The organism is Vreelandella gomseomensis (assembly GCF_031451645.1).
In the GTDB taxonomy this organism is placed as follows: domain Bacteria; phylum Pseudomonadota; class Gammaproteobacteria; order Pseudomonadales; family Halomonadaceae; genus Vreelandella; species Vreelandella gomseomensis.
Genome location: NZ_JARWAI010000010.1, coordinates 1 through 23542, shown reverse-complemented (window position 1 = coordinate 23542; position 23542 = coordinate 1). Strand labels below are relative to the sequence as shown.

Genomic DNA, 23542 nt, shown 5'->3' with positions numbered 1-23542 from the left:
GTCATGAGCCAGCCCGCACCACTCGATCCATTACGCCTACCCCTCCACGGCAGCAGGCTAATAGAAGCCAGCGCGGGCACCGGCAAGACCTTCACCATTGCGCTTTTATACGTGCGACTGGTGCTGGGCGGTCAGCACAGCGAAGACGACACCGCCTTTGTGAGACCGCTGACGCCGCCGGAAATCCTGGTCGTCACCTTCACCAACGCCGCCACCCAGGAGTTGCGCGAACGCATCCGCAACCGGCTGGTAGAAGCCGCCGGGGTGTTTCGGGCAGAAGTATTGCATGAGGAGCCGGGGGTATGCCTACGAGGAGGCGCTGTGAACCCATCCTTGGGCGCTACGTCCGACATCCCTGTCGGACAACCTCCTCTACGGCATACCCCCGGCGGAGCAGCACCGCAAGCCAAGCTAGACCCGCTGCTCCTAAAGCTCCGCGCCCAATACGATGAAGCCACCTGGCCCGCCTGCGCCCGGCGCCTGGAGCTGGCCGCGGAATGGATGGACGAAGCGGCGGTTTCCACCATCCACAGCTGGTGCTACCGCATGCTGCGCGAGCACGCCTTCGACAGCGGCAGCCTGTTCTCCCTCGACCTGGAAAACGACCAGCACGAGCTGGAACAGGAAGTGGTGCGCGACTACTGGCGCACCTTCTACTACCCGCTGGATGCCAAAGCACTCGGCCACATTACCCGCTACTGGAAATCCCCCGACGAGCTGCACGCCCAGGTCGCCCGGCTGCTCGCCGAAAGCGAGGCCCTCGGCAGCCAGCGCCCCGACCCGGCGGAGACCCTGAGCGCCGCCGAGGCCGAACGCCAGGCAACGCTCAGCACCCTGAAAGCCCCCTGGCCCACCTGGCTGGACGAACTGGTGCCCGCGCTTGAAGACGCCGCCAAGCGCAAGGCCTTCAAAGGCCAAAGCTTCAACGCTAAAAGCCGCGCCAACTGGCTGGGCGCGCTGCGCGAATGGAGCGAAAGCGACCTGGAACGCCCCGCGCTGACGCCCGCCGCCTGGAAACGCCTCACCCCGGAGGGCATGGCCGAGATATGGAAAGATGGCACGCCGCCCTGCCCACAAGCCTTTGAAGCGCTGGCCGAACTGCCCGAGGCGCTCAAGGCCCTGCCGGAACCGCGCAACGACCTGCTGATTCACGCCGTGCAATGGTGCAAGGTACGCCTGGAACGCGAACAGGAACGCCGCGCCGAAATGGGCCCCAATGACCTACTCAGCCACCTGGACCGCGCCCTGCAAGGCCCCAACCGCGAAGCCCTGGCCGCGCAGATCCTGCGCCAGTTCCCCGTCGCGCTGATCGACGAGTTCCAGGACACCGACCCCATCCAGTACCGCATCTTCAACGCGGTGTTCGAGGTCGCCAAGCCCCGCCGCGACGCCGCCATCCTGCTGATCGGTGACCCCAAGCAGGCCATCTACGCCTTTCGCGGCGCGGATATTTTCACCTACCTGCAGGCCCGCCAGGACACCGCCGGCCGCCACGTCACGCTGGGCACCAACTTCCGTTCCAGCCGCGCCATGGTCGAGGCCGTCAACCACTGCTTCGCCTACGCCGACCGGCAACCCGCCGGGGCGTTTCTGTTCCGCGAAGAAGACGGCGACAACCCGTTGCCCTTCCAACCTGTGACCGCCAAAGGCCGCGACGAACAGCTGAGACACCAGGGCCAACCGCTGCCCGCCATGACGCTCTGGAATCTTCCAAGCGAAGAACCGCTTTCCAAAACCGCCTACCAGACCGAGATGGCCGAGCGCTGCGCCTCGCACATGACCGAACTGCTCAGCGCCGGGCAACAGGCAGAAAGTGGCTTCCAGAAAGACGACCAGCTCACGCCGCTCAAGCCTTCCGACATGGCGGTGCTGGTCAACGGCCTGCAGGAAGCCCGTGCGATTCGCCTGGCGCTGGCCAGCCGTGGCGTCAAAAGCGTCTACCTTTCCGACCACGACAAGGTATTCAGCTCACCCATGGCCGCCCAGGTAGAACGCTGGCTGCGCGCCTGCGCCGAACCGCTGGCCAGCTCCCGCCAGGCCGAAGCCCACCTGCGCGCCGCCCTGGCCACGCCGGTGCTAGGTCTTACCCTGGCCGACCTGGACCACCTGCAACAAAGCGAGCTGGCCTGGGAAGCGCGGGTCGAGCAGTTCAGCCACTACCACCGCCTCTGGCAGCGCCAGGGCGTACTGCCGCTGGTCCGCCGCATGATGGTGGACTTCGACATTCCCGCCCGCTTGCTGGCCGAGTTCGAAGACGGTGAGCGCTTGCTTACCGACCTGCTGCACCTGGGCGAACTACTCCAGCAGGCAAGCGCTGAACTGGACGGCGAACACGCGCTGATTCGCTTTCTTTACGACGCCATCGCCGACCCGGAAAGCCACGGCGACAGCCACAAGCTGCGCCTGGAAAGCGACGCCGACCTGGTCAAGGTGGTCACCATCCACAAGTCCAAGGGGCTTGAGTACCCGCTGGTATTTCTGCCGTTTATCGCCAACCACCGCCCGGTCAGCGACAAGGACCTGCCGCTGCGCTGGCACGACGCCCTCGGCAACCTGCAACTCAGCCTGAGCGCCGATGAAGAGACCCTAGCCACCGCCGACCGCGAGCGCCTGGGCGAAGACCTGCGCAAGCTTTACGTGGCGCTCACCCGCGCCCGCCACGCCACCTGGCTGGGTATGGCGCCGCTCAAGGGGCTGGAAAACAGCGCCATCGGCCACCTGATCAACGGTGGCAAGCCCCTCGACCCGGAGGCACTCACCGCCAAGCTGGCGGAATTGGTTGAAGGCAGCGACATTCGCGTTGATGCGCCCCCCGAGCCCACGGCGCTGCGCCTTGCGCCGCCCCAGCAAACCACCACCCTGGGGCACGCCCGCACGCCCAAACGCCCCGCCAAGGAACACTGGTGGATTGCCAGCTACTCGGCGCTGCGCCTTTCCGGTACGCTCACCGCCCCCGTGCCCACGCCCCTGGAGCCCACCACCGCCCAGGAAGCCACGGCGTTCGAAGTGCTGGATGAACCTCAGGATCTCTCCGAGCCGGACGCGTTTCACCTGCACAAGTTTCCGCGTGGCCCCGGCCCCGGCACCTTCCTGCACGGCTTATTGGAATGGGCAGGCAGGGAAGGCTTTGCCACCGCCGCGACCGACAGCGCTACCCTTGATGATCTGCTCTGGCGGCGGGTGCAACTGCGCGGCTGGCAGGCATGGCAAGAACCGCTGGCCGGTTGGCTCACCACACTGCTAACCACGCCCTTACCGCTGAACCACAGCGACAGCGTTCCGCTCACCGAGCTTGGCAGCTATCAGGTCGAGCTGGAGTTCTGGTTCGCCGCCAAACAGGTCAACACCCAGGCCATCGACGCCCTGGTTAGCAAGCACTTACTGCATGGGATTGAACGGCCCGCGCTGGATGCCGACACCCTGAACGGCATGCTGAAAGGCTTTATCGACCTGGCCTTCGAGCACCAAGGGCGCTTCTACGTGCTGGACTGGAAATCCAACTATTTGGGGCCGGATGACAGCGCCTACGAACCCGAGGCCCTGCGCCAGGCGCTGCTGACCAAACGCTACGACCTGCAGGCCGCGCTTTACCTGCTGGCCATGCACCGGCTACTCAAGGCACGCCTGCCCGACTACGACCCCCACCAGCACCTGGGCGGCTCGATGACGGTGTTTCTGCGCGGCAGCCGCAGCCCAGGGCGCGGCGTCTTTGCCGAGCCCGCCCCGGTTGAACTGATCGAAGCCCTGGATGCCCTGTTTGCCGGTGAGCCGGTTTCCACCACGTCGCAAGAGGCCACGCTATGAGCCGCAAAAGCACCAACGGCCACCCAGGCGACACCCAAACGTTTGACCTGTTCGACGATACCGCCGCCGAAACGAGCGAGCCAAAAGAGAAGAGAGAGGCAAGCGAACCAACGCCCACGACGGATGCCACGCAAGTAAGCGCTCACATTGCGCTAAGCGACACGACCGAACTACTGGCACTGTGCGAACGCTGGGTAGCACGTGGCTGGCTGCGGGACCTGGACCGCGCCCTGGTGCGCTTCCTCGCCATGGAAGCACCGGACGCCCCACCGTTGCTGCTACTCGGCGCCGCGCTTGCCAGCCACCAGCTAGGCCGCGGCCATGTGTGCCTGGATCTAAACGCCACGCTCAACGCGCCGGACTTTGCGCTCTCGCTGCCGCCGGAAGGCGACGACCTAACCGACCCGCCGCCGCTGCCCAGCCAGGTGCTCGCCACGCTAACGCTCGCCGACTGGCAAGCCGCCCTGCACCACCCCATGCTAGCCAGCAACGGCCCCGGCAATACCCCGCTGGTCGTCAGCCACAACGGCAACACCACCAAGCTCTACCTACGCCGCTACTGGCAATACGAACAAACCCTGCACCAGGAAATCGCCAACCGCCTCACCGGCGAAGAAGGTAACGGTATTTGTAGGAGCCCAATTCATTGGACGATAGATTCAGGCACGGAGCCCGCTGGTACTTGTAGGAGCCAGATTCATCGGGCGATGGGTGACGATAGTCACCCCGGAATACTCCCCCAAGCTTTGAATACTCTATTCCAGCCCACCACCACCCTAGACTGGCAAAAAACCGCCTGCGCACTCGCCGCCCGCAACCGCTTCGGCATCATCACCGGCGGCCCCGGCACCGGTAAAACCACCACCGTGGTGCGCCTGCTCGCCCTGCTGCAAACCCTGCAACTGGCTGAGCCCGATGCCCAACCGCTACGCATCCGCCTCGCCGCGCCCACCGGCAAAGCCGCCGCCAGGCTAAATGAATCCATCGCCGGTCAGGTAAGCCTGCTGCCGACGGAGGCACTGGCCGACCTGTGCGATGAAGCCGTTACCGAACAGCTAAAGGCGTCTATTCCCACTGAGGTAACCACACTTCACCGCTTGCTGGGCGCCCGGCCCGACACCCGCCACTTCCGCCACAACGCCGCCAATCCCCTGGCGCTGGACGTGCTGGTGATCGACGAAGCCTCGATGGTGGATATCGAAATGATGACCGCCGTGCTGCGCGCCCTGCCCGCCCAGGCGCAGCTGGTACTGCTGGGAGATAAAGACCAGCTCGCCTCGGTGGAAGCCGGTGCCGTACTGGGCGACCTGTGCCGCCGCGCCGAGGCTGCCCACTACACGCCAGAGACCGCCCAATGGCTGGAAAGCGCCACCGGCCAGCCACTGCCGCCGGACTACATCGACGCCCAGGGCCAGCCCCTCGACCAGGCGATTACCATGCTGCGGGTCAGCCACCGCTTTAACGAGTACAGCGGCATCGGCCAGCTGGCACAGGCAATCAACCAGCCAAGCCACGCCCAAAGCGACCAGGAAAAACACCAGGCGCTGAACAAGGTACTGCGCCACGGCTACCCGGACCTGCACCACCTGACGCTGACCGACGACGCCGCGCTGGATAAACTGGTCATTCACGGCAGCCACGATAAATTTATCAACGGCGGCGAAGGCCGCACCGACCACAACGGCGCCCCCATCGCCCCACCCACCGGCTACCGCCACTACCTGAACGTACTGAACACCCAGCGACCGCGCGGGGCATCGTTTGAGGAAAATGCAGACGCCTACAACGACTGGGCAAGCAATGTGTTAAGCGCCTACAGCCACTTCCAGCTGCTCTGCGCGCTGCGCAAAGGGCCGTGGGGAGTAGAAGGTTTGAACCTGCGCATCGCCAAAACGCTGCGCCACGAAAAACTGCTGTATGGGAGTGACTTCACGCTGGAAAAAGGCTGGTATGAAGGCCGCCCGGTGCTGGTCACTCAAAACGACTACGGGCTGAAACTGATGAACGGCGATATCGGCATCACGCTAGCAGTGCCTGATCCCCGCACGCCGGGTAAAACGCTACTTAGAGTCGCCTTCCCTACAAGCGATGTAGAAAAACCCATCCGCTGGGTGCTGCCCTCTCGCCTGCACACGGTAGAAACCGTGTTCGCGATGACGGTGCACAAATCTCAAGGCTCGGAGTTCAACCACACCGCCCTGCTGCTACCGCCCACCATCAACCCCATCCTCACCCGCGAGCTGGTCTACACCGGCATCACCCGCGCCCGCGATTGGCTCACGCTCGTCGAAGCCAAGCGCGGGGTGTTGAATGAGGCGGTGACTAGGGAGGTTATGAGGGTTAGTGGGTTGGAGGAAATTTAACGCTTGCAGCATGCGCGCACATGGAGTGGAGCCAAAGGCGCAATGTAATGGGCGTCGCCGTGTCTGCACTTGTTATATTCATATCTCAAGAAGCCCGTATAGCGCTGCTGGAGGCAACAAGAACCTTTCTGGCTACAATTCTAACCAATTCGATATCGTGGCCAAGTTTTTCTGACTCTTCAGTATACGGTAGCAAAAGCTCTAACTCTGTTTCACCTTCTTCTGCCTTTACATGCACCACTTTACATCTAATGTCATATATTCGATCAGCTACCTGATCAACCAAAGTTGCTCCTTTATTCTTTGCGTTTAACGTGCAAGCAGTAAGTCCTTTTTGCTTAGAGGAGAAAAAATCAGGTCTTTCTTTACTATCTTCAAGAAAACTAGCAATTACTTCATCATCAATACACTCGCGTAATGTCGCCCGCAACTGCTCTCTCTCGCTGCCTGTTGCTCCTGATCTAGACCTAGCTGCATTAACTAACCGTGCAAGATCGGCCTCACGATCTACCCGGAACGCAGGGTCCTTAATTATTGTCCTCATCTTTTTACTTACTTCAGCATTAAAGTATGCGGGAAAATAGAACTCTATAGCCTGATAGAATGCCAGAAATTGCAACAAAGGCATGTTTTTAGCACTACGAGCATACCAATAGAGGGCCATAGGGCCATCATCATATTCGTATTTTGGAAACTCAAGTTTAATTGGGTTTTTATTTGAAATTAACGAAATTCTTCGATCTCGCTTTCTTAGCAGTGTTATTCCCAAGCTTGCTTTTGATTCAATTTGAAAAAACAAAGCGTGACAAAACTTCTCTAGAATACGCAGTGCGTCAGCATGAGTAGAAAATTTTGGGTGATGAATCACTAACCCAATATCTAGCCCGCGAGGTGGGGCAGCCAATACATGAAGCTCTTTGCTTAGTGGTCCTAATGTGATTCTCACTTTGTGTCCACCAACATCTGAGCTAAGTTCAACTGGAGTAATTTCATTCTCTCCGTCAACCATCAACCCAAGCTTCTTAAGCAAACGACGCCGAAAAAACGGAAGGCTTACCCGGACCTCGTCAACTACTTGAAAGGCAGTTTCGATTGTACCTTTATCGTAACAACATACCGCGGCGTAATTACCAATAACAACATATTTTTCAAAATCAATACTGACTAATTCTTCAAGGTCATCAATGCTGTAAAGATTTACTTCCCGTTTTTTTCGACCTGATGGTAAATAGATATCAAGATTAACATCGACAATGCCAAAATCTTCAGTGGCACATAAATCTTCATATTCAATGCCGGCTTCTTCGCAACGCTCGATTATCTCGTCAACGAGTTGTTTAGCCCTTTCTGCTTCCTCAATTTCTTCTTGGTTGTACTCATCTTCGATGTCCAAATTAATCTCCCTAAATAATTCTTATGATCTAACGCCGGTGGTAATGGGCGGCAACGGAGCGCAGCGTAGTTGGCGTCCCGTTGACCACTTTGTTATACATTCATGATTTTTCGGACAATGTTCTCAAGATCATGCTTTTTGGCTGCGTCGATGCCTCCAGAAACATGACTTTTTATAACGTTGATGGGTTTTAAGTCAGGTCTTCCTGCTGGTTTAGGTAAACCAAGAAAATCCTCTAAATCCTCATCAAACTGATGGATTCCCAGAGTAAGATGCGTAGCCGCATCATTTACTATTTGATTCCATTTCTGATGTTTACCCCGGTCATTATCGCCGTCAAAAAGGACAGAATGAGGTACGCCGAGTTCAGTCAGTAAATGAATAAACCTGTGTAGGTTGAATTTTCCAAGACAATCCAAAACATAAACTCTGGAATCCCTCAGAAAACCCCACTCATTGTCTGCCAAGTAGTCTAAATAGACTTTCTCTGATGCACCCTCGCAAAGCAGAACATGCCTGGCAAAGAATAAGCTCGACCGTTCCGAATCTAGCCAAAGAAAATATCTAAGCTCTTCGTCCGCCATCCTTGCCTTTTGATCGAAAGCAGGATCTGCGTCTTCGCCAAATGCTCTCGCGGCAACCAGGTTGTTATCCAAAAGGTCCTGTAGCTTGGCGCTAGTTAACTGATGAATTTCAGTGTGCTCTTCAGTCCGGTGTAAGCGAACGATTGATAGAATATCATCGACTGATTTTCCTACGAATTGTGCAGAGTGCGTGGACACCAGTACTTGTTGACCTTCGGTATTCCCCAATTCTTTAAGGCTTCTAAAAAGCACGTCTTGCTGAGAAGGGTGAAGGAAAGCCTCTGGCTCCTCGAACAATAACAGCGTAAAGTCGGGATTGAATTCTTTTTTACTCTGCGGCGCAGTGTTGGAATACTTCGCAGACATTTTTATAAGCGTATAGATTAAATGCCGCTGAAGACCTTGACCAAATGAGCCGATGTCGACTCGTTGCCCATTTAATTTCTGGTCTTCTATATGTGGCTTCAGAAGATTCTTAACAAGATCGTCGGTTTTTATTGGAGTAACCTCAATATCTAACCCAACACCCCATTGCGAAAGCTCCCCATTAATATCATTTTTTATCGCTTCTATAGATAGGCCGCTCGACTCTTCTTCTTTGAAACTTTCGTTAAAATCAGAGAAGGCTATATTTAGGCTTTCAAAAATTGGGCTCTTCGCTATGACCTTCTTCATTACAAGATTAATCAAATCTCTAAAAGGAGAAGGCCCTGTTGTTTTAAGTGTATCTTCCACCTTACTTACAGCGGGTATGTAAATAATTGAGCCAAGCTTAGATGAGGATATATTTGCAGCCCCGTAGAAAAGATTTTCAGACAATGATCCATCTTCGTAAGCATAGATATTAGACTGTTTTGCCTTAACCTTTCCTTCATCAGATTGGAGGTACTTCCGGACTCTCAGAACCTTATCTGAAGATCTATATGCATCCCTCAATCCGTCTTGTTCAATATCTGTTGTTGCAAAGTGCAGCTCTATCCATGATTCATTATCACTAGTCGCAACCTTGGGAAAATCTCTAGATGGCTCGAACTTAGTGCCTCCATCCTCATAGAAAACACGCAACGCGCTTAGAAGGTTCGTCTTTCCCGAATTGTTCTCACCAACTATCAGTCCATAATTAGATACTTCAAATTCACTATCCAAAATTGAACGAAAGTTGTGGACGATTACCTTCCGTAGCTTCATATAAACCTCATTCGAATTTTTCTGTATAACGCCGGCGTAACGGGCCGATTTGTGGAGCGGCAGCGGAACAAAGCGATCCCGTTGACGCGATTGTTAAAGAGGTAGACATTCTTGGACCTTGAACTCTTCGGCATTTTCTTTTGATTGCGCCAAAACGTATTTCGAGTTTGGACCTATAAATATGACGGGCCTCCCATTGAGCCACTCTGACTGACATACGTTTTTTGAGTTGAAGTCTGTCTTCAAAGCTATTGACCTCGCTGCTTGCACTTGTACTGCAGGCTGCAGCATCATCAGTCCAAAAATTGACGCGTAGGCGCTAAAGGTTATTACGAACGGTAGTATTGCAGAATTGTCTTTGCTCACCTCTCTATTTTTAACCTCAGATATAAAACCAACTACCATAACAGCGCTTGAAGCAAGGAGAACCGGAATCATTAACAGAAATAGCAAGGTGGCAACGTTAAATACAATCATTGCCGAGAAGGAAAAAGGGAAAAAGCTAGGATCGATACCAAAAACTGAATTTATTTGTGATGCAGCCGTGAAGCCCGCCCAATATAAAACAGAGGAAGATATTGCAGCCAAAACCCACTTATTGGAGAGGCGTGTCTCCGAAAACTTATAAACTCCATTTTCCTCTAAGTATAGAGAAAGCCCCCAAACCATCAGAATCGCACCAAAAATAAACAGAGGTATGAGGAAAAGGCTATCCTTAAAAAGAAGAATCAGAAACCAACAGGCACCACCACTCAATATTAATCGATCAACTGTTTTGCTTGCCTTGAGCGGCTTAGGCTTCAACTTGGACTTTAAAAGTAGAAAAAACTCGCCGTACTCATTTCTAGCTTTAAATAGGCTTCTTATTGTGAGCACCGAAAGGGCAAAAATCCCTATCCAAGACAAGGCAGCCTCTACGGAGAAAGGTGGAATCAAACTGCGTTGAGGTATGAATGCTAGAGATACGAGCAGAAAAAGCCAAATGAATACAAAAGATAAATTTTTAAACTTCATGCCTGAAAAATATTCCCTTTAACAGCGTATTAGACGGCGCGTTCTATGATTGATTGAACGTGCCAACACTTTTTCCCAACAAATGCAGCCTGTCAGGCTCTTCCAAGCCTATGATTCATTTGGCTATTAATTTTCATTAGGCTGCATATCCAAAATTCGCGCTCCTGCTACATTTCACAGCACGTCCGCTCCGGATCAAAAGACGTCACTCGTTCTCTGCCCCACCAAGCGCCACCCTACCTGCTATCACTTCCATCCCTTCAATCGGCTGTTCGTAGCTCCAGGCAATATCTTGTTTATCGCCCAGCGAGAAATACACCGTATGCCCTTTAAAGGGGCAATGGTTCGTCGTTTCAGAGGGGGTAAGCAAATCCATCCTCACGTCTTCGCGCGGGAAATAATGGCGCGGCGGGTAGCCGATTTCACGCAGTTCGAGGGCTTGATTGGAGTCGGCAAGCAGCTTCTCCTCCACATGCACCTGCACGCGTTGGCTAACGGGGTGGTGCTCGATGCGTGGTGCCTGCGGCATTAGATTGTTCCCTGCGGCTTTGTAGCTCTAGTAAAATTAGCCTAGCAGCAAAATTCGTTGAATCCCACGCTTGCCTCATCAAACTTTAGGCTACGGATATGACTTGGGTCATATTTATGCCGCATCTATTTCACTGCGACCGACCCACCACTGCCTTGACTGGCGTGATGGAGCACTGCGCGGGGTTCGGTGTTGGTAATTAACTCTGCCTTACCCTCCAGCTTGCCTGGGTGGTCAGGAGCAGACCGAATACAATCAACGCTGCCCCCAATGAAACCCGCCATGCGCAACAGCTCCCCTAGTATTAGACAAGCCGAGTAGTTCGCCGAAGAACGGATTAAGAAGGTGATAGCTCGATGTCGTCGAGGTGCCTCGAATGCGGATCAGTACTAGCTAGAGGCTCATCCGCCGAAGCTCATCTGATCGTATGGGATTCAAAAGTTTATCCAACATGATAGCTTGTGGTGTTCAATGACGATGTTCTTTTGTATTCAGTCAAACAATTTACCCAATCGGATCAACGCTTTTTCCGACTTTCGGGTATTAAACTCGCTGGCATTGAGACGTAAGCAATTGCTGAACTGGTGATCAACAGAAAAAAGTGCACCAGGTGCAAAAGATATCCCCTGTTTTAACGCCTCACCGAACACCTCCGAGGTATCTGTGCCCTCGGCAAGCTCGACCCACAGCAGATAACCTCCCCGGGGTCGGCTGATCCGAGTACCTGCTGGAAAGCTATCCGCCACACGACATGCCAAGGCTGTTGTACGTCGGTTGTACTCCACAGAGGCATGATTGAGAAAACGGTCAATGTTGGAATTTGTTAACAGCTCTGTTGTAGCTAACTGGGCATACATATCAACGGTAACGGTGTGGGCATACTGAATCTCTCTAGCTTTTTGCATAACCTCACGAGGCACCGTCAGCCAGCCCACCTGAGAACCTGAACCGAACATTTTGGAAGTCGAGCCACAGTAGTAGACGAGGCCTTCTTCGTCCCAACGCTTGATTGGACTGGGGCGCTGACGATTCTCGCGCAGCTCGCCAAAGACATCATCTTCGATAACAGCCACGTCATAGCGCCGGGCGACATCAACGATGCGTTGTTTGCATACGTCGTACATACAATAGCCAAGCGGATTGCTGAAATTTGGGACAACGATAAAGGCCTTCAACGACCACTGCTGACACGCCAGCTCGAGGGCGTTCATAGAGATGCCATAGGCCGGATCAGTGGGAATCGGTAGGGCTTTCAGGCCAAGGTGCTCGACCAACTCCAGAATTCCATAGTGCGTTGGAGCCTCAACAGCAACCACATCACCCGGTTCGGTTAATATTCGCAGTGCCAGCGCCATAGCTGCCTGACAACCCTGCGTTATGATCAATTCGTCAGGACTGACCAAGCAATTAACTTTTGCCAAGCGTCTTGCCACTTGTATACGGAGCTCCTCAATACCCGGCGGATACGCAGGTCTCATCAACCGCCTACGCTCGATCTTCCATACTTGGCGACTCGCACGGAGCAGTTCTCGATCCGGGAGGACATCAATAGCAGGCCGGGCAGTCGCGAAATCGACGACACTGGTATCGTGGGCAGCTTCGAGTATTTTCAGCACGCCCGAACCACTACTGGCCTGTAAGGGTTGCTCACTGAAACGAGCCATTGCCGGTAACCCGGTAGACTCATGCTGACCAACCGCGAAATAGCCTGATCTCGGTAACGCCTGAACTACACCGCGGCGTTCAAGTTCATGATAGGTTCGCACACTTGTCGAGATACTGACCCCTCGCTCTCGGCTGAGTGCACGAATTGATGGCATCCGCTCACCCGCCCCATAAACACCGCTGCGGATCATATCCTCGATAGTGTCAGCAAGATCCTGATAAATCGGCGCCTGCATTTTGCATCTCGCTGAAAGTAGGGTACAGATTATAAATTAGCAATTCTGTGCCTCGCAAAGTCTTCCCACCTGTATCTGTACCCCTACGTCTGTGTTCGGAGAGCATGTCGGTGTCTTCAAGTCACACACCGCTTCATGCGTTGTGGCCGGTTTTTACTCATCGTCAACCTATCGGAGCCACTATGCGCTATCGCAATCTTTTCGAGGATAGAGTCAATGCGTTGAAAGCATCGGGAGAGTATCGCGTATTCCGTCAAATCGACCGTGTCTGCGGTGAGTATCCCCAATGTTATCTGGATGGCAATTATGATGAACGCGCGGTGATCTGGTGTAGCAACGATTACCTCAACATGTCCCAACACCCATCTGTTCTTGAGGCAATGGCCCTTGCCGTCAGTTCTCATGGGGCTGGGGCCGGCGGGTCACGAAATATCGGCGGCTCTCACTCATACTATATAGATCTCGAGCGTTCTCTCGCTGACTGGCATGATAAAGAAGCCGCTCTGATTTTCCCCACAGGATTCTCTTCAAATGACGCTACTCTGCAATGCCTGCTGAGATTGCTCGATAATTGCCAGGTATTTTCAGACGCTAGCAACCACGCTTCCATTATTAATGGCATCCGTAGTTCCCGTGCAACACGACATATTTTCGCCCACAACGATGTGAACGACCTTGCAAGAAAGCTTGAGGCAGCGCCAGTAGATGTTCCAAAGATTATTGTTTTTGAGTCTGTCTATTCAATGGATGGTGACATCGCCCCCATCCAGGAAATCGTTACATTAGCTAAGCGACACAATGCCCTGACTTATCTTGACGAAGTCCATGCAGTAGGTATGTATGGCCCGCGTGGAGCCGGTATCGCTGCCGAACTTGGGATTGATCACCAGATCGATATCATTCAGGGCACAATGGCCAAGGCAGTCGGGGTCATCGGCGGTTACATTGCTGGTTCACTCCCCTTGGTTGATGCTGTGCGCTCCTACTGTACTGGCTTCATTTTCACTACTGCCCTACCACCAGCAGTCGTAGCGGCCTGCTGCGCAAGCATCGAACATCTCAAAAAATCGGAAAAAGAGCGTCATTCGCTACTAGCCAAGAGCTGGATACTTCGACGGCGGCTAAATGAAGCACGCATTCCCGTCATGAGTTGTTCAGATACACATATCCTTCCAATATCAATTGGTAACGCCATTAAGTGTACACAAGCAGCCAATTATTTAGCCGATAATCACAACATTTATATACAGCCGATTAACTCGCCGACTGTGGCGCAAGGCACTGAACGCTTCCGTATCAACATTACCCCCTGTCATACCGAGACACATATTGGGGAGTTAATAGAAGCTCTAGAGGATACTTTTCATAAGTTTGAGATTCCCTTTCTTCAACCCCGGCAAGAATACAAATCTTCCATATCTACAGCGTAAGTAAGGGAACCAATCATGGTGGACATCCTTATCGAAAGAGCAATGGACTGGGACATTCCCCGTCTCCTCACGCTGCGCTCTTATCTGCTATCGAATGGGCCCGCTCACTATGCAGCCCGGAACCGAGAAGATGAACAACGCTGGCGGAGTGCCTATCAGGAATGGCTCAAATATCGGCTTACCGACAATGAAACGGTACGGGTTGCAGTCGCACGCCAGTCCACAACGAACCAGGCCATGGGCTGCGCCATTGGCATAGTGAATCAACGGGTTCCAGGCGTTCATTGCTCTAACGGGCGTGTCGGTTGGATACAGACAGTGGTTATCGATCCGGCATGGCGCGGGCAGGGGCTTGGCCGGACCCTGATTCATTTCCTATTGGAATGGTTCTCAGAACTTGGCATTGAGGAGGTGACCCTTGAAACCACACCCAGCGCCCGACGGCTTTATTCATCATTCGGCTTCGAGCCTTCCGGAGAAGAGCTGCTCTACTACCATCCACGTCTAAGGGGCACATCATGAAAGTTCTAATTATCGGACTTGGTTATGCCGGACAGCGTTTTCTGAATGCTTTCAGTGAACTCAACCTTGAGCGAGCCAATGAGCCATGCGACACAATCGAGACGATTTGTGTCAACCGTTCCCCTGTAAGAGGGGCCATCCCTGTTCATGGCGATATCGCAACCACTCTAAAAAAATACAAGCCTGACATAGTGGTGGTCTCTGTATCCGATGGCGAACACTACAGCGTGCTTCAGCAGCTTCAGGGATATCGTGGTTTCGTGATTTGTGAAAAGCCACTGATTAATTGCTCTGATGATCTGCTGCGTATAGGCACAAGCATGCAGAGCACAATCGGCTTTGGTATGGACATGGTCGAGCGTTATTCCGAGATCACCCAAGCGCTTAGGAATTATGTGTATGACCACGACCTAACGCTATCCAGAGTTCACTTCATATGGGGCAAGGATCGCATCAATGATCACCGGCGCACGAGTGGTGCTGTCAGTGAAATAATCCACTCCTTGGATCTGATCGAATATGTGATGGGGAACGCAGCACACCTCGAGTTTGGTCATTCAGTCGGCACCTACTCAGATTTCTCTATCTCGGGGTCGTCAATACTAGATAGCCTGTATATCGGAGCCAAACTCAATAAAGCGGTGGTTACTGGCTACAGCAGCTTCGTAAATATCGTTCGTCAGCGCACGGTCGACTTCGTCTTTAACCGCCCTGATGGCACAAACGTATATGCGCATGCAGTCTATGACACCCCCTACTGGGATTACGATCAACTGACGATTCGTGATCCAGATCGACCTGATGACCCACCCCTGGTTGAGATAACAACTGATAACGGTACTTCTCGTATGAGTACCCCGACTATAGCCAAGTTAACCCGGCTTGTACGTGCAGCGGTCGATTACACGGAAAACAGGATTCAACCTGAGATCCCCTTTTGCGATCTCGACAATTCACTGCGTCTGCAGCAGCTCCTCAACCGGATGGAGCAGGAGGCAGTGTCTGTAGGGACTTATCGCATCCGCGGCAGCCGTAGCCCTGCTGATCCATCCACTCTCTCGGCCGAAATCTTGGGCTGAGCCCAATTGGGATGTCTTCCATGTTCAACCTTTTGCTTTTATCCGGCGCGATGTTCGCGCTAGGACTAGATGCTTATGTCCTTGCCGGTATACTACCCAGCATCGCAGCCTCATTCAGTATTTCTGAAGGTGAAGCCGCTCAGGTGGTAACAGCCTTCACGCTTTGTTATGCCGTTGCAGCCCCTATAATCGCAACAGCGCTGGCAGGCCAACCGATCCGGCGCATTCTCGTACTGGCTATGACGCTATTCATAATCGGTAATGTCCTATCGGTCGTAGTCAGCAGCTTTACGCTGTTAATCGTGTCGCGTTGTATTGCCGGTGCTGGTGCCGGTACTTTCGCACCAGTTGCTGCAGCTGTTGCTGGCACTCTGGTCCCGAAAGAGCGCAAGGGACGTGCGTTGGGCATGATTTTGGGGGGCATGGGTACCGGAACGGTCGTCGGAGTACCTATCGGAATTCAGATTTCCAAACAATTCGGCTGGCAGGCCACTCTATTATTGGTCGCATTGATAGGCCTAGTCACGGTAATAGGGATACTTGCCAAACTACCTGCGGTCACAGTCGCCCCTCCACCATCGCTACGTGCTCGCTTAAAGATGCTGACGCACCCTCGTATCGCCTCTGTAGTGACCGTCACCCTGTTTACGGCTATCGCCAGTTTGGGTTTATACACCTTCATCGCGCCCATGCTGAACGACCTAGGAAAGGGAGCGGATCCATCGGTCTATTTATGGATATGGGGAATCGGCGGTGTCGCGGGAGCGTTTTCTGTAGGACACATTATTGATCGGACCGGCCATCCCGGCATAGTGCTTCTTGTGATTTTATCGATTCTCTCTCTTTCCCTGCTGAGTCTGCCGTTAACTGCCTCGGTTCCTGCCGTCGTGTCATTCCTTCCATTTCTCCTCTGGGGGGCGATGGGCTGGTCCTCGCTGGCTCCGCAACAACACGTTCTGCTCGACTTGGAACCGGATCATGGCAGCGTCGCAGTTGCCTTGAACAGTTCCGCCAACTATTTGGGCAGTGCCATAGGCGCGATGCTTGGTGGAGTATTGCTCGAGAATGAATTACTGACACCTTCAACCCTGCCAAAGGCAGCGGCGGTTGCCGCTATAATCGCCGTGGGTGTACAGATAGTTGTCATGATAACTCGGTTCAATACCCGGCCAAACAACTCTCAATTATGCCAGGAGAAATAGAAATATAATCTGCTGCGTCAGCTAAAAGTAAGCCTCGCACCAATCTGGCTGCCGAGCTGCGATCACGGACCAAGGGTTCATGAGTCTCGACGTTTAGCTAGAACAGTCGACGCGATTCCGGATGTGCGATCTTATTCAGGCCTTTTTCACAAACTGGGCAGTGACCATCATGTCGCCAGCGCCGTCTACCTTGCAGTCCAACTGGTGGTCTTTGCCTTCTTTGAGCCGTTTGATCTCGGCTTTGGTACTGATAAAAATATTCAGACTGGCAACGGGGTAAGGCGGGCACGACATGAGTGGTAACTTCTGTGGTTTGCTCACCAACAGGGAAAGGTCATGCGGGTCGGGGGGACAATCTATTTTGATGATTTACGGACTTATAGCTTTGATGCCGAAAAGGAGATCCGATAACCAGCTACCGGTTATCACCAGAGAACGCCGTATGACGAATCAAATATTGCATCCTCTCATCTCGACGGCGGTTTGTATGCCTGTATTCACGGGGGCTACTGATTCGTTTCTCTCGGGAATCGATGAAATCGCCGTACTGAACATACATGGTCGCTAGGGCTATATTTTTTCGTCGGGCGCTCCAAATGCCAGGAAATTGGCGGCTTGCCAATGAATGACCTAGAAACGTACATATTGTCCCGTACACGAATGCATACAAACTAGCTTGCCATCCTGGTCTCCTAGCCGGAGTGCCGATTCAAGCATTATATAGGTGTCTTGGCGGCGATGGTCACCAGTCGAAGGCGCTTTACTTACTAAAGATATCATTAGTGTTATCAGTAATTGTTAGTTTGCGTAGGAGTGGTTATTGGATCGCTGGCTAACCATTTAATCTTGTTATGACTTCAGACAAGCTGCCATTTCCTTTTTTAACCAGCTTTCGAAACACGCACATTTGTTATTCATGTCTAGTGGTTCAGGTGATAAGAGATAGTATGCTGAGCCATCCAACAGAAAACCATAAGGTGCGTGGAGTTGTCCGCTTTCCAATTCGTCCTGAACCATTAAGAAAGACGCCATAGAGACACCTAAACCAGAAACAGCAGCCTGTATACATAGATAGAAATGTTCATACTCAACTCGACAGCTTCCTTTGGTAGGTATATTGGAAAGCTTTTCCCAAGTTGGCCAGGCATTAGGACGAGTGCCAGCATGTAGCAGGCACTCACCTTCAAAATTGTCATTAATGTTCTTCTTAACTCGGCTTACTGGCCCTACCCACTCATCGCATACCTTCTCTGCAAAGATATCAGGCTCCCAGTGAAAGTCATCGCGTCTCAGCGCTAAGTCAACGCCGCTTCGTGCAAAGTCGATTGGGCCACCTGCAGCAACTAGATGAAGATTGATATCGGGATTAGCTTCATGAAATGCGGGTAATCGTGGGATTAGCCATTTCATAGCAATGGTTGGTTCGCATGATAAAGTCAGCACCTCATTCTGAGCAGTATGCTGTAGTCGATAAACAGCACCTTCAAGTTGCTCGAAAACTGAATGAGTCACCTCATGTAATGAACGGCCTGCTGCATTGAGAAAAATGGCCCTATTGCGCCGCTCAAATAGCTCGACACCCAAAGCATCTTCTAAAAGCCGTACCTGCCGACTGACTGCACCGTGTGTGACATGCAAGGATTCGGCGGCTTTAACAAAGCTACCTGTCTGCGCGGCCGCTTCGAAAAAGCGGAATGAAGCAAGCGATGGAAGTTTCATATACTCGATGAAATCTATCAGATTTACTTCACGATAAATCGCTTTTATAAGCTTTTCAAGCATTCAATAATTAAATCACCTCAAAAAGAGGTGCAACATAAACTATACAGGGAGTTAAGTGATGCAAAATATATCGTCCCCAATGCCGCCACAACCACAACCGCGCATGCATGATCGCGTTCATAGCGAAGTGATTGATTTGTGCAAAGAAATTGCAAAAAATGACTTCGTACTACTGCCTGCTAAGCATGTGCGTAACCTATTGACACTAGATGACGAAAGTTTATTAGAAGATTGGGAAGACTTTCAGAACAGCTGGAACCGCCTGGAACAAGATCAACATATGAAAGATGGAGGCAAGTACCGCTTTCGTCGCCATGGGGTTTACAGTGCTGAGCCCAGTTCAAGCGTTAAACCTGAACCACGCCAACCGCATTACCAGAGTCTTGACTACAACACCCTTAATGGTGGGATAGCTAGAGATTTTGCGCCTATAGAGCCTTCAATAGCCGACTGTAAAATATTGATGGCAGCACTTGAACTGTGCCGACGAACATTTAGCAGTATCGCCCCATTTTATGGCTGGCATATTGAGGTGCATCAATTCCGGATCATTGCTACTGATAATCAGGCACTACCTACCCCCGAAGGCATCCATCGTGATGGAGTGAGCTTTGTATTTATGATGCTCGTCAATCGTAAAAATGTGCTTAACGGCGAAACCAGCATCTACAACCGAGAAAGGAAAGAACTTGTTCGACACACTCTCACTACACCCTTCGATGCTGCAATTGTAAATGATGAGAGGACCCTTCATGGGGTAACCCCCATAACAGCAGAAGACTCAAATGAGCATGGCTACCGTGATGTTCTTGTTATTACTTTCAATAAGCGTTGAAAATTAGGCGGGGCATGTGCCCCGCCTTCACTATTGGAGTTTCATTGATGAATGAGCTGATAGCAGTAGCTACTATAACTGTTTTAGCAGTTATTAGTCCAGGCCCAGATTTTGCGATGGTAACGCGCAATAGTTATGCATTTGGTTCGCGTATTGGCTTATTTTCAGCTCTAGGGATTGCCTGCGGCGTCCAAGTGCATGTGTTTTACACCATGTTCGGCATTGCTGTACTTATCGTAGAGTCTCCCACGCTTTTTATGGCTATGAAAATCATTGGAGCGTCATATCTTATTTTCTTGGGATATAAATCACTAACGAATACAACAAAGCTAACGTTTGGGGAGACTTCAAATATCGCTCCATCACCTACCGCTGCTTTTAGGATGGGGTTTCTCACAAATGCTCTCAACCCTAAAACAATGCTATTTGTAATTTCTACTTATACCCAAGTAGTCCAACCTGATAGTACTCTGAGTCAAAATTTTGCCTATGGTATATTCATGTCAGCCGCCCACTGGGTTTGGTTTAGCATTGTCGCACTATTCTTCGCCGCGCCTGCTATGCGTAAGCGAATACTTGAACGGCAAAGCATCGTCGACAAGGGTATTGGCATTGCACTAATAGCACTAGGTGCCTCGCTAGTCTTCACCAAAATCACAACCTAATGAATAAAATTACTTAATATTTATGGGTCATTTTAAACAAACCAGTCATGAAAATAGCGTGAGAGTGTTGAATCGTAAAACTGAAAGGGTTAATTATCTCCTATGACTACGGCTTGTAGCTAATTATAAGCAATATTAGCATTACCCTTACACTGGGTGGTGCCTTCCTTCCTGCACGCGGGAGAAACCGTGTTCGCGATGACAGTACACAGATCCCAGAGCTTAGAGTTCTGCACACCGCCCTGCTGCTGCTGACCACGCCCATACTCACTCGCGAGCAGGTCTACACCGGCATCATCCGCGCCCCCCCGAATGGTTCACACTCATCAAAGCCAAACGCGGGCTTTTGATTTGAATGATGCGGTGATGAGGATAAGGATGAGTAATGAAGTTATTATTCATCAATAACTTGCATAATTTGTTATTAATAACTAGCAAAAACCCATCCTAAAAACCATCTAAGTCTTCCATATTACTTTCACCAAGATGATGGGCGGCTAAATGTTAACTTTATTTGACTGATCAGATACGATTGAATTAAAAAGCTCTAGTATTTCGATTTTCGATCTTCCAGCAGCAGAAAAACTAATAAGCTCATCAAATTCTAATTCAATATATTTATTACTCCTCGGGTTTAACAAAACAAAACTCTTCCACTCTTTCGACTTGCCCTCTATAGCGGCAGCGAAACTTAACAACCAGTAAATCAACAATTGCCTATAATCGGCTGAACCAAAGTTTTTGCTTGTACATTTCACTTCTATCAAAGTAGCGCCTAATGAAAAGTCCCCCTGACCTTCTGCAATCCATTGATAACCAGGAATAGTTGGTGATAACTCAACACTAAAACCTGACCATTCTTTAAATTTATCAAGAGCAAAAACAAGATTATTAGAAGCAGCTCTCGCAACACCTAAATCATGCTCAGTAAAACTCTCTGGCAACTCCGCATCAAAATATCTTTCCTGTCTATTTAACGCAGCTTTTAAGTATAGGTCCCAGTTTTCATCACTGTTGCCCATCAGTATTTGCTCAGTTCTTACGTATGCAACCTCGAAGAGCATTGCAGCATTGATAGATGCTTTTCTCACATGAGAATCAGGTATTGATTCACAGTTCTTTACGCTCTTAGCGTGCCTATTCAAATAGGTAATAATCGCAGGTAGTAATTGAGGAAAAAGAAGATCACATATACCTGGTATGTCTCTAGCTACGGTTCTAGGATCTTTGACTGGCAATCTATGAAATCGCATTTTTTTCTACCCAATCTATGTACAAGTTTTCAAAAGTCTGACTACCTTTTTTCTCAAAACCAAGGCTCCATAAGTTGCTAATCGTTTTCTTTACTTGGTTTCTAAAATGCCTTCCTTCATCATCAAACTGATATGATGCCAGCCAGAGCATTCTTTGGACTTCAGGATTTAATGTATGCCAAGAATTCCTTACTTGAATAAATGACGGACGATCCCTCCAACACCTAAAGCAATCAATGCACGCTCGCTTAATCGTGCTTGAGTTTGTATTATCAAAAACCTCCTGATAAACATATCGAGACCTAATATCTGTTTTTTGATGTCTTAGTATACGTAAAAAATGTAAGCAATTAGCTTCAGGAAGCAAAAGGTGCTTAGATGTAAGTATAACGTTATCAATCAACTCGTCAATTTCATGAAAAATGCCTTTATACTCATCATCCGATCGCAATGAACCTACACCTCTTATAATTGTAGACCACGACCCCCTAAACGAATGTAAATTAGATGGTGAGAGTAGAACTCTACAAAGATTCAAAGCCACACTTGTATCATGTAGTTTAAGAGTTCTACTAATCTGAGCTATCAAAAAGGCATCAGGTTGACTCTTATGAATCTCAAGCCCAAGGAGATGTTGCACATCTAATTTTTGTACTGTATCAACAAGCTCTTCATAATCTTCGTCCGGATTATCAGAATAGGGATCAAAGTGCAAATCAATTTCTTTTAACTTGCTTGCACTCCCGTCCTCTGAGAACAGTTGAGCATGAACAAAATTTTCATAATGCTGCGACTTCAATATTGTAGTTTTTGTTCTATTAAGTGACAAACCATAGTCCGCTAATGCATTAGAAAGTATTGATAAAAACTTATAAGCTTCAGCTTGGCTACTTGCAATCAGTGTGTAATCATCTACATATCTATGCCATACCACACCGGATTGTGTTAGCAGTTGATCAATAGAGGTCATTAACAATTCTGCTAAAATTCGAGAGCATTGCCCTCCCACAGGTAAACCAAATGAACGACCAGATGAAATCTTACTTAACAGCCGATCAACTTGAGTAGCTACAGTAGAATCTTTTTCAAAGAGATCAGCTATGCAATTTTCAACTCTATGATGGTATATATGCTCATAAAAGCTTGATATATCAGTCTGTACCACATAGGAATTTGAGTCTTTTATTTTTGGATTATTTATTGTAGCTTCTTTATATGCTCTCCATGACTGATCCCTATCAAACAAACTATCTCCAACAGAAACAAACCTATATGAATGAGCAAACCTACTTCTATTGCCCTCATTTTCTTCTGCTATTGCTATCGCCAACCCATTTAAATATATATTCCAGAAAGGGTGAATTTTGGTAGATATTCTAAATCCACTCGCCCCGGCAGGAGATAAAAGCCTTTCCGTAAACACATTAATTGAATTTATCTTATCACTCGCATTACTTTTCCCACCTCTTTCTAAACCGCTAAAAAATTGGTAAGCAACCTTGGCCAACTGTTCACTTTTGTCTGAAATAAACCTATTATCGATATCAAATGGCAACATGTCATTGTCACCATGAGAGCCAATATCCTCTGCAGCTCTAACAAAATGCTCTAATCTCACTACTTGCATAATTTTTCCAATTATATACCATTTAAATGATTATTTAATTTTTAAAAAAATGAGAAAAAGTATAATTATTTTCTTGTTAGCCCCATGTTTTTTATCTGTCCAAGATACTAACCTGCACTACACTTCCACCTGAGAATCGCCACCAAACGCCACCCTACCCGCTAACGCTTCCATCACTTCAACCGGCTGCTCATAACTCCAAGCAACATCACTACTCTCACCCAGCGAGAAATACACCGTGTCACCTTTAAACGGGCAATGGGTGGCCGTTTTTGAGGGGGCTCGGCCGCAAATTCTGAGTGCAACACCTGACCAAACCGGTAGGGTGTTGTATCCATGTCATATTCTGAACTCTGCACTGAAGAACGTGC

General features: G+C 50.5%; 17 protein-coding genes and 2 pseudogenes. 9 read left to right on the top strand and 10 right to left on the bottom strand.

Annotation, left to right across the window (positions count from 1 at the left end; translation table 11 throughout):
* Window positions 1-3: 3 nt before the first annotated feature.
* Together recB and recD are read left to right on the top strand one after the other, a co-directional pair.
* On the top strand, window positions 4-3804 hold the full coding sequence (gene recB / locus QC815_RS13360; protein WP_310540284.1) for an exodeoxyribonuclease V subunit beta: 3801 nt from the start codon (window positions 4-6) through the stop codon (window positions 3802-3804).
* Window positions 3801-6167 (top strand): exodeoxyribonuclease V subunit alpha, encoded by a 2367-nt coding sequence (gene recD / locus QC815_RS13355; protein WP_310540282.1) that lies wholly within the window; start codon window positions 3801-3803, stop codon window positions 6165-6167. Before recB ends, recD begins: the two co-directional genes overlap by 4 nt.
* Window positions 6168-6252: 85 nt before the next feature.
* Here the strand turns inward: recD and QC815_RS13350 are convergent, their stop codons facing one another.
* The 5 genes from QC815_RS13350 to QC815_RS13330 all read right to left on the bottom strand — a co-directional run bounded on the left by QC815_RS13350 (window position 6253) and on the right by QC815_RS13330 (window position 12776).
* The gene (locus tag QC815_RS13350) at window positions 6253-7560 is read right to left on the bottom strand and encodes a hypothetical protein (protein WP_310540280.1); all 1308 of its coding nucleotides are present in this window, start codon (window positions 7558-7560) and stop codon (window positions 6253-6255) included.
* A gap of 92 nt (window positions 7561-7652) precedes the next feature.
* The gene (locus QC815_RS13345; RefSeq protein WP_310540278.1) at window positions 7653-9332 is read right to left on the bottom strand and encodes an ATP-dependent nuclease; all 1680 of its coding nucleotides are present in this window, start codon (window positions 9330-9332) and stop codon (window positions 7653-7655) included.
* A 93-nt stretch (window positions 9333-9425) separates the two neighbouring features.
* Window positions 9426-10346, bottom strand: coding sequence for a hypothetical protein (locus tag QC815_RS13340; protein WP_310540276.1), 921 nt, complete (start codon window positions 10344-10346; stop codon window positions 9426-9428).
* Between the two features lie 205 nt (window positions 10347-10551).
* Complete coding sequence (locus tag QC815_RS13335) at window positions 10552-10875, bottom strand: DUF427 domain-containing protein (RefSeq protein WP_310540274.1); 324 nt, start codon at window positions 10873-10875, stop codon at window positions 10552-10554.
* A 491-nt stretch (window positions 10876-11366) separates the two neighbouring features.
* Window positions 11367-12776 (bottom strand): aminotransferase-like domain-containing protein, encoded by a 1410-nt coding sequence (locus tag QC815_RS13330; RefSeq protein ID WP_310540272.1) that lies wholly within the window; start codon window positions 12774-12776, stop codon window positions 11367-11369.
* Window positions 12777-12958: 182 nt separating this feature from the next.
* On the opposite strand from QC815_RS13330, the gene hemA reads away from it, so the two are divergent.
* Genes hemA through QC815_RS13310 form a run of 4 tightly spaced genes read left to right on the top strand, consistent with a single transcriptional unit; the run spans window position 12959 to window position 17009 of the window.
* Window positions 12959-14206 (top strand): 5-aminolevulinate synthase, encoded by a 1248-nt coding sequence (gene hemA / locus QC815_RS13325; RefSeq protein ID WP_268900980.1) that lies wholly within the window; start codon window positions 12959-12961, stop codon window positions 14204-14206.
* 15 nt (window positions 14207-14221) lie between these two features.
* Window positions 14222-14728, top strand: coding sequence for a GNAT family N-acetyltransferase (locus QC815_RS13320; RefSeq protein WP_310540268.1), 507 nt, complete (start codon window positions 14222-14224; stop codon window positions 14726-14728).
* Complete coding sequence (locus QC815_RS13315) at window positions 14725-15807, top strand: Gfo/Idh/MocA family oxidoreductase (RefSeq protein WP_310540266.1); 1083 nt, start codon at window positions 14725-14727, stop codon at window positions 15805-15807. Before QC815_RS13320 ends, QC815_RS13315 begins: the two co-directional genes overlap by 4 nt.
* Window positions 15808-15827: 20 nt before the next feature.
* Window positions 15828-17009: an MFS transporter gene (locus QC815_RS13310; RefSeq protein WP_310540264.1), complete on the top strand. Its 1182-nt coding sequence runs from the start codon at window positions 15828-15830 to the stop codon at window positions 17007-17009.
* Window positions 17010-17144: 135 nt separating this feature from the next.
* Here the strand turns inward: QC815_RS13310 and QC815_RS13305 are convergent.
* Together QC815_RS13305 and QC815_RS13300 are read right to left on the bottom strand one after the other, a co-directional pair.
* Window positions 17145-17261 (bottom strand): annotated as a pseudogene (locus QC815_RS13305) (PhnA domain-containing protein); the annotation flags it as partial.
* A gap of 597 nt (window positions 17262-17858) precedes the next feature.
* On the bottom strand, window positions 17859-18791 hold the full coding sequence (locus tag QC815_RS13300; protein ID WP_310540263.1) for a LysR substrate-binding domain-containing protein: 933 nt from the start codon (window positions 18789-18791) through the stop codon (window positions 17859-17861).
* A 58-nt stretch (window positions 18792-18849) separates the two neighbouring features.
* On the opposite strand from QC815_RS13300, the gene QC815_RS13295 reads away from it, so the two are divergent.
* The 3 genes and pseudogenes from QC815_RS13295 to QC815_RS17390 all read left to right on the top strand — a co-directional run.
* On the top strand, window positions 18850-19626 hold the full coding sequence (locus tag QC815_RS13295) for a 2OG-Fe dioxygenase family protein (RefSeq protein WP_310540261.1): 777 nt from the start codon (window positions 18850-18852) through the stop codon (window positions 19624-19626).
* Window positions 19627-19673: 47 nt separating this feature from the next.
* On the top strand, window positions 19674-20291 hold the full coding sequence (locus QC815_RS13290; RefSeq protein ID WP_310540259.1) for a LysE family translocator: 618 nt from the start codon (window positions 19674-19676) through the stop codon (window positions 20289-20291).
* A 144-nt stretch (window positions 20292-20435) separates the two neighbouring features.
* Window positions 20436-20646: pseudogene (locus tag QC815_RS17390) on the top strand (hypothetical protein); the annotation flags it as partial.
* A 142-nt stretch (window positions 20647-20788) separates the two neighbouring features.
* Here the strand turns inward: QC815_RS17390 and QC815_RS13285 are convergent.
* The 3 genes from QC815_RS13285 to QC815_RS13275 form a co-directional block, all read right to left on the bottom strand.
* Window positions 20789-21382 (bottom strand): hypothetical protein, encoded by a 594-nt coding sequence (locus QC815_RS13285; protein ID WP_310540258.1) that lies wholly within the window; start codon window positions 21380-21382, stop codon window positions 20789-20791.
* 148 nt (window positions 21383-21530) lie between these two features.
* Entirely contained in the window at window positions 21531-23171 is a 1641-nt protein-coding gene (locus tag QC815_RS13280; RefSeq protein ID WP_310540256.1) for an RNA-directed DNA polymerase, read from the bottom strand.
* 117 nt (window positions 23172-23288) lie between these two features.
* Window positions 23289-23465, bottom strand: coding sequence for a DUF427 domain-containing protein (locus QC815_RS13275; protein ID WP_310540404.1), 177 nt, complete (start codon window positions 23463-23465; stop codon window positions 23289-23291).
* Between the last annotated feature and the right edge of the window lie 77 nt (window positions 23466-23542).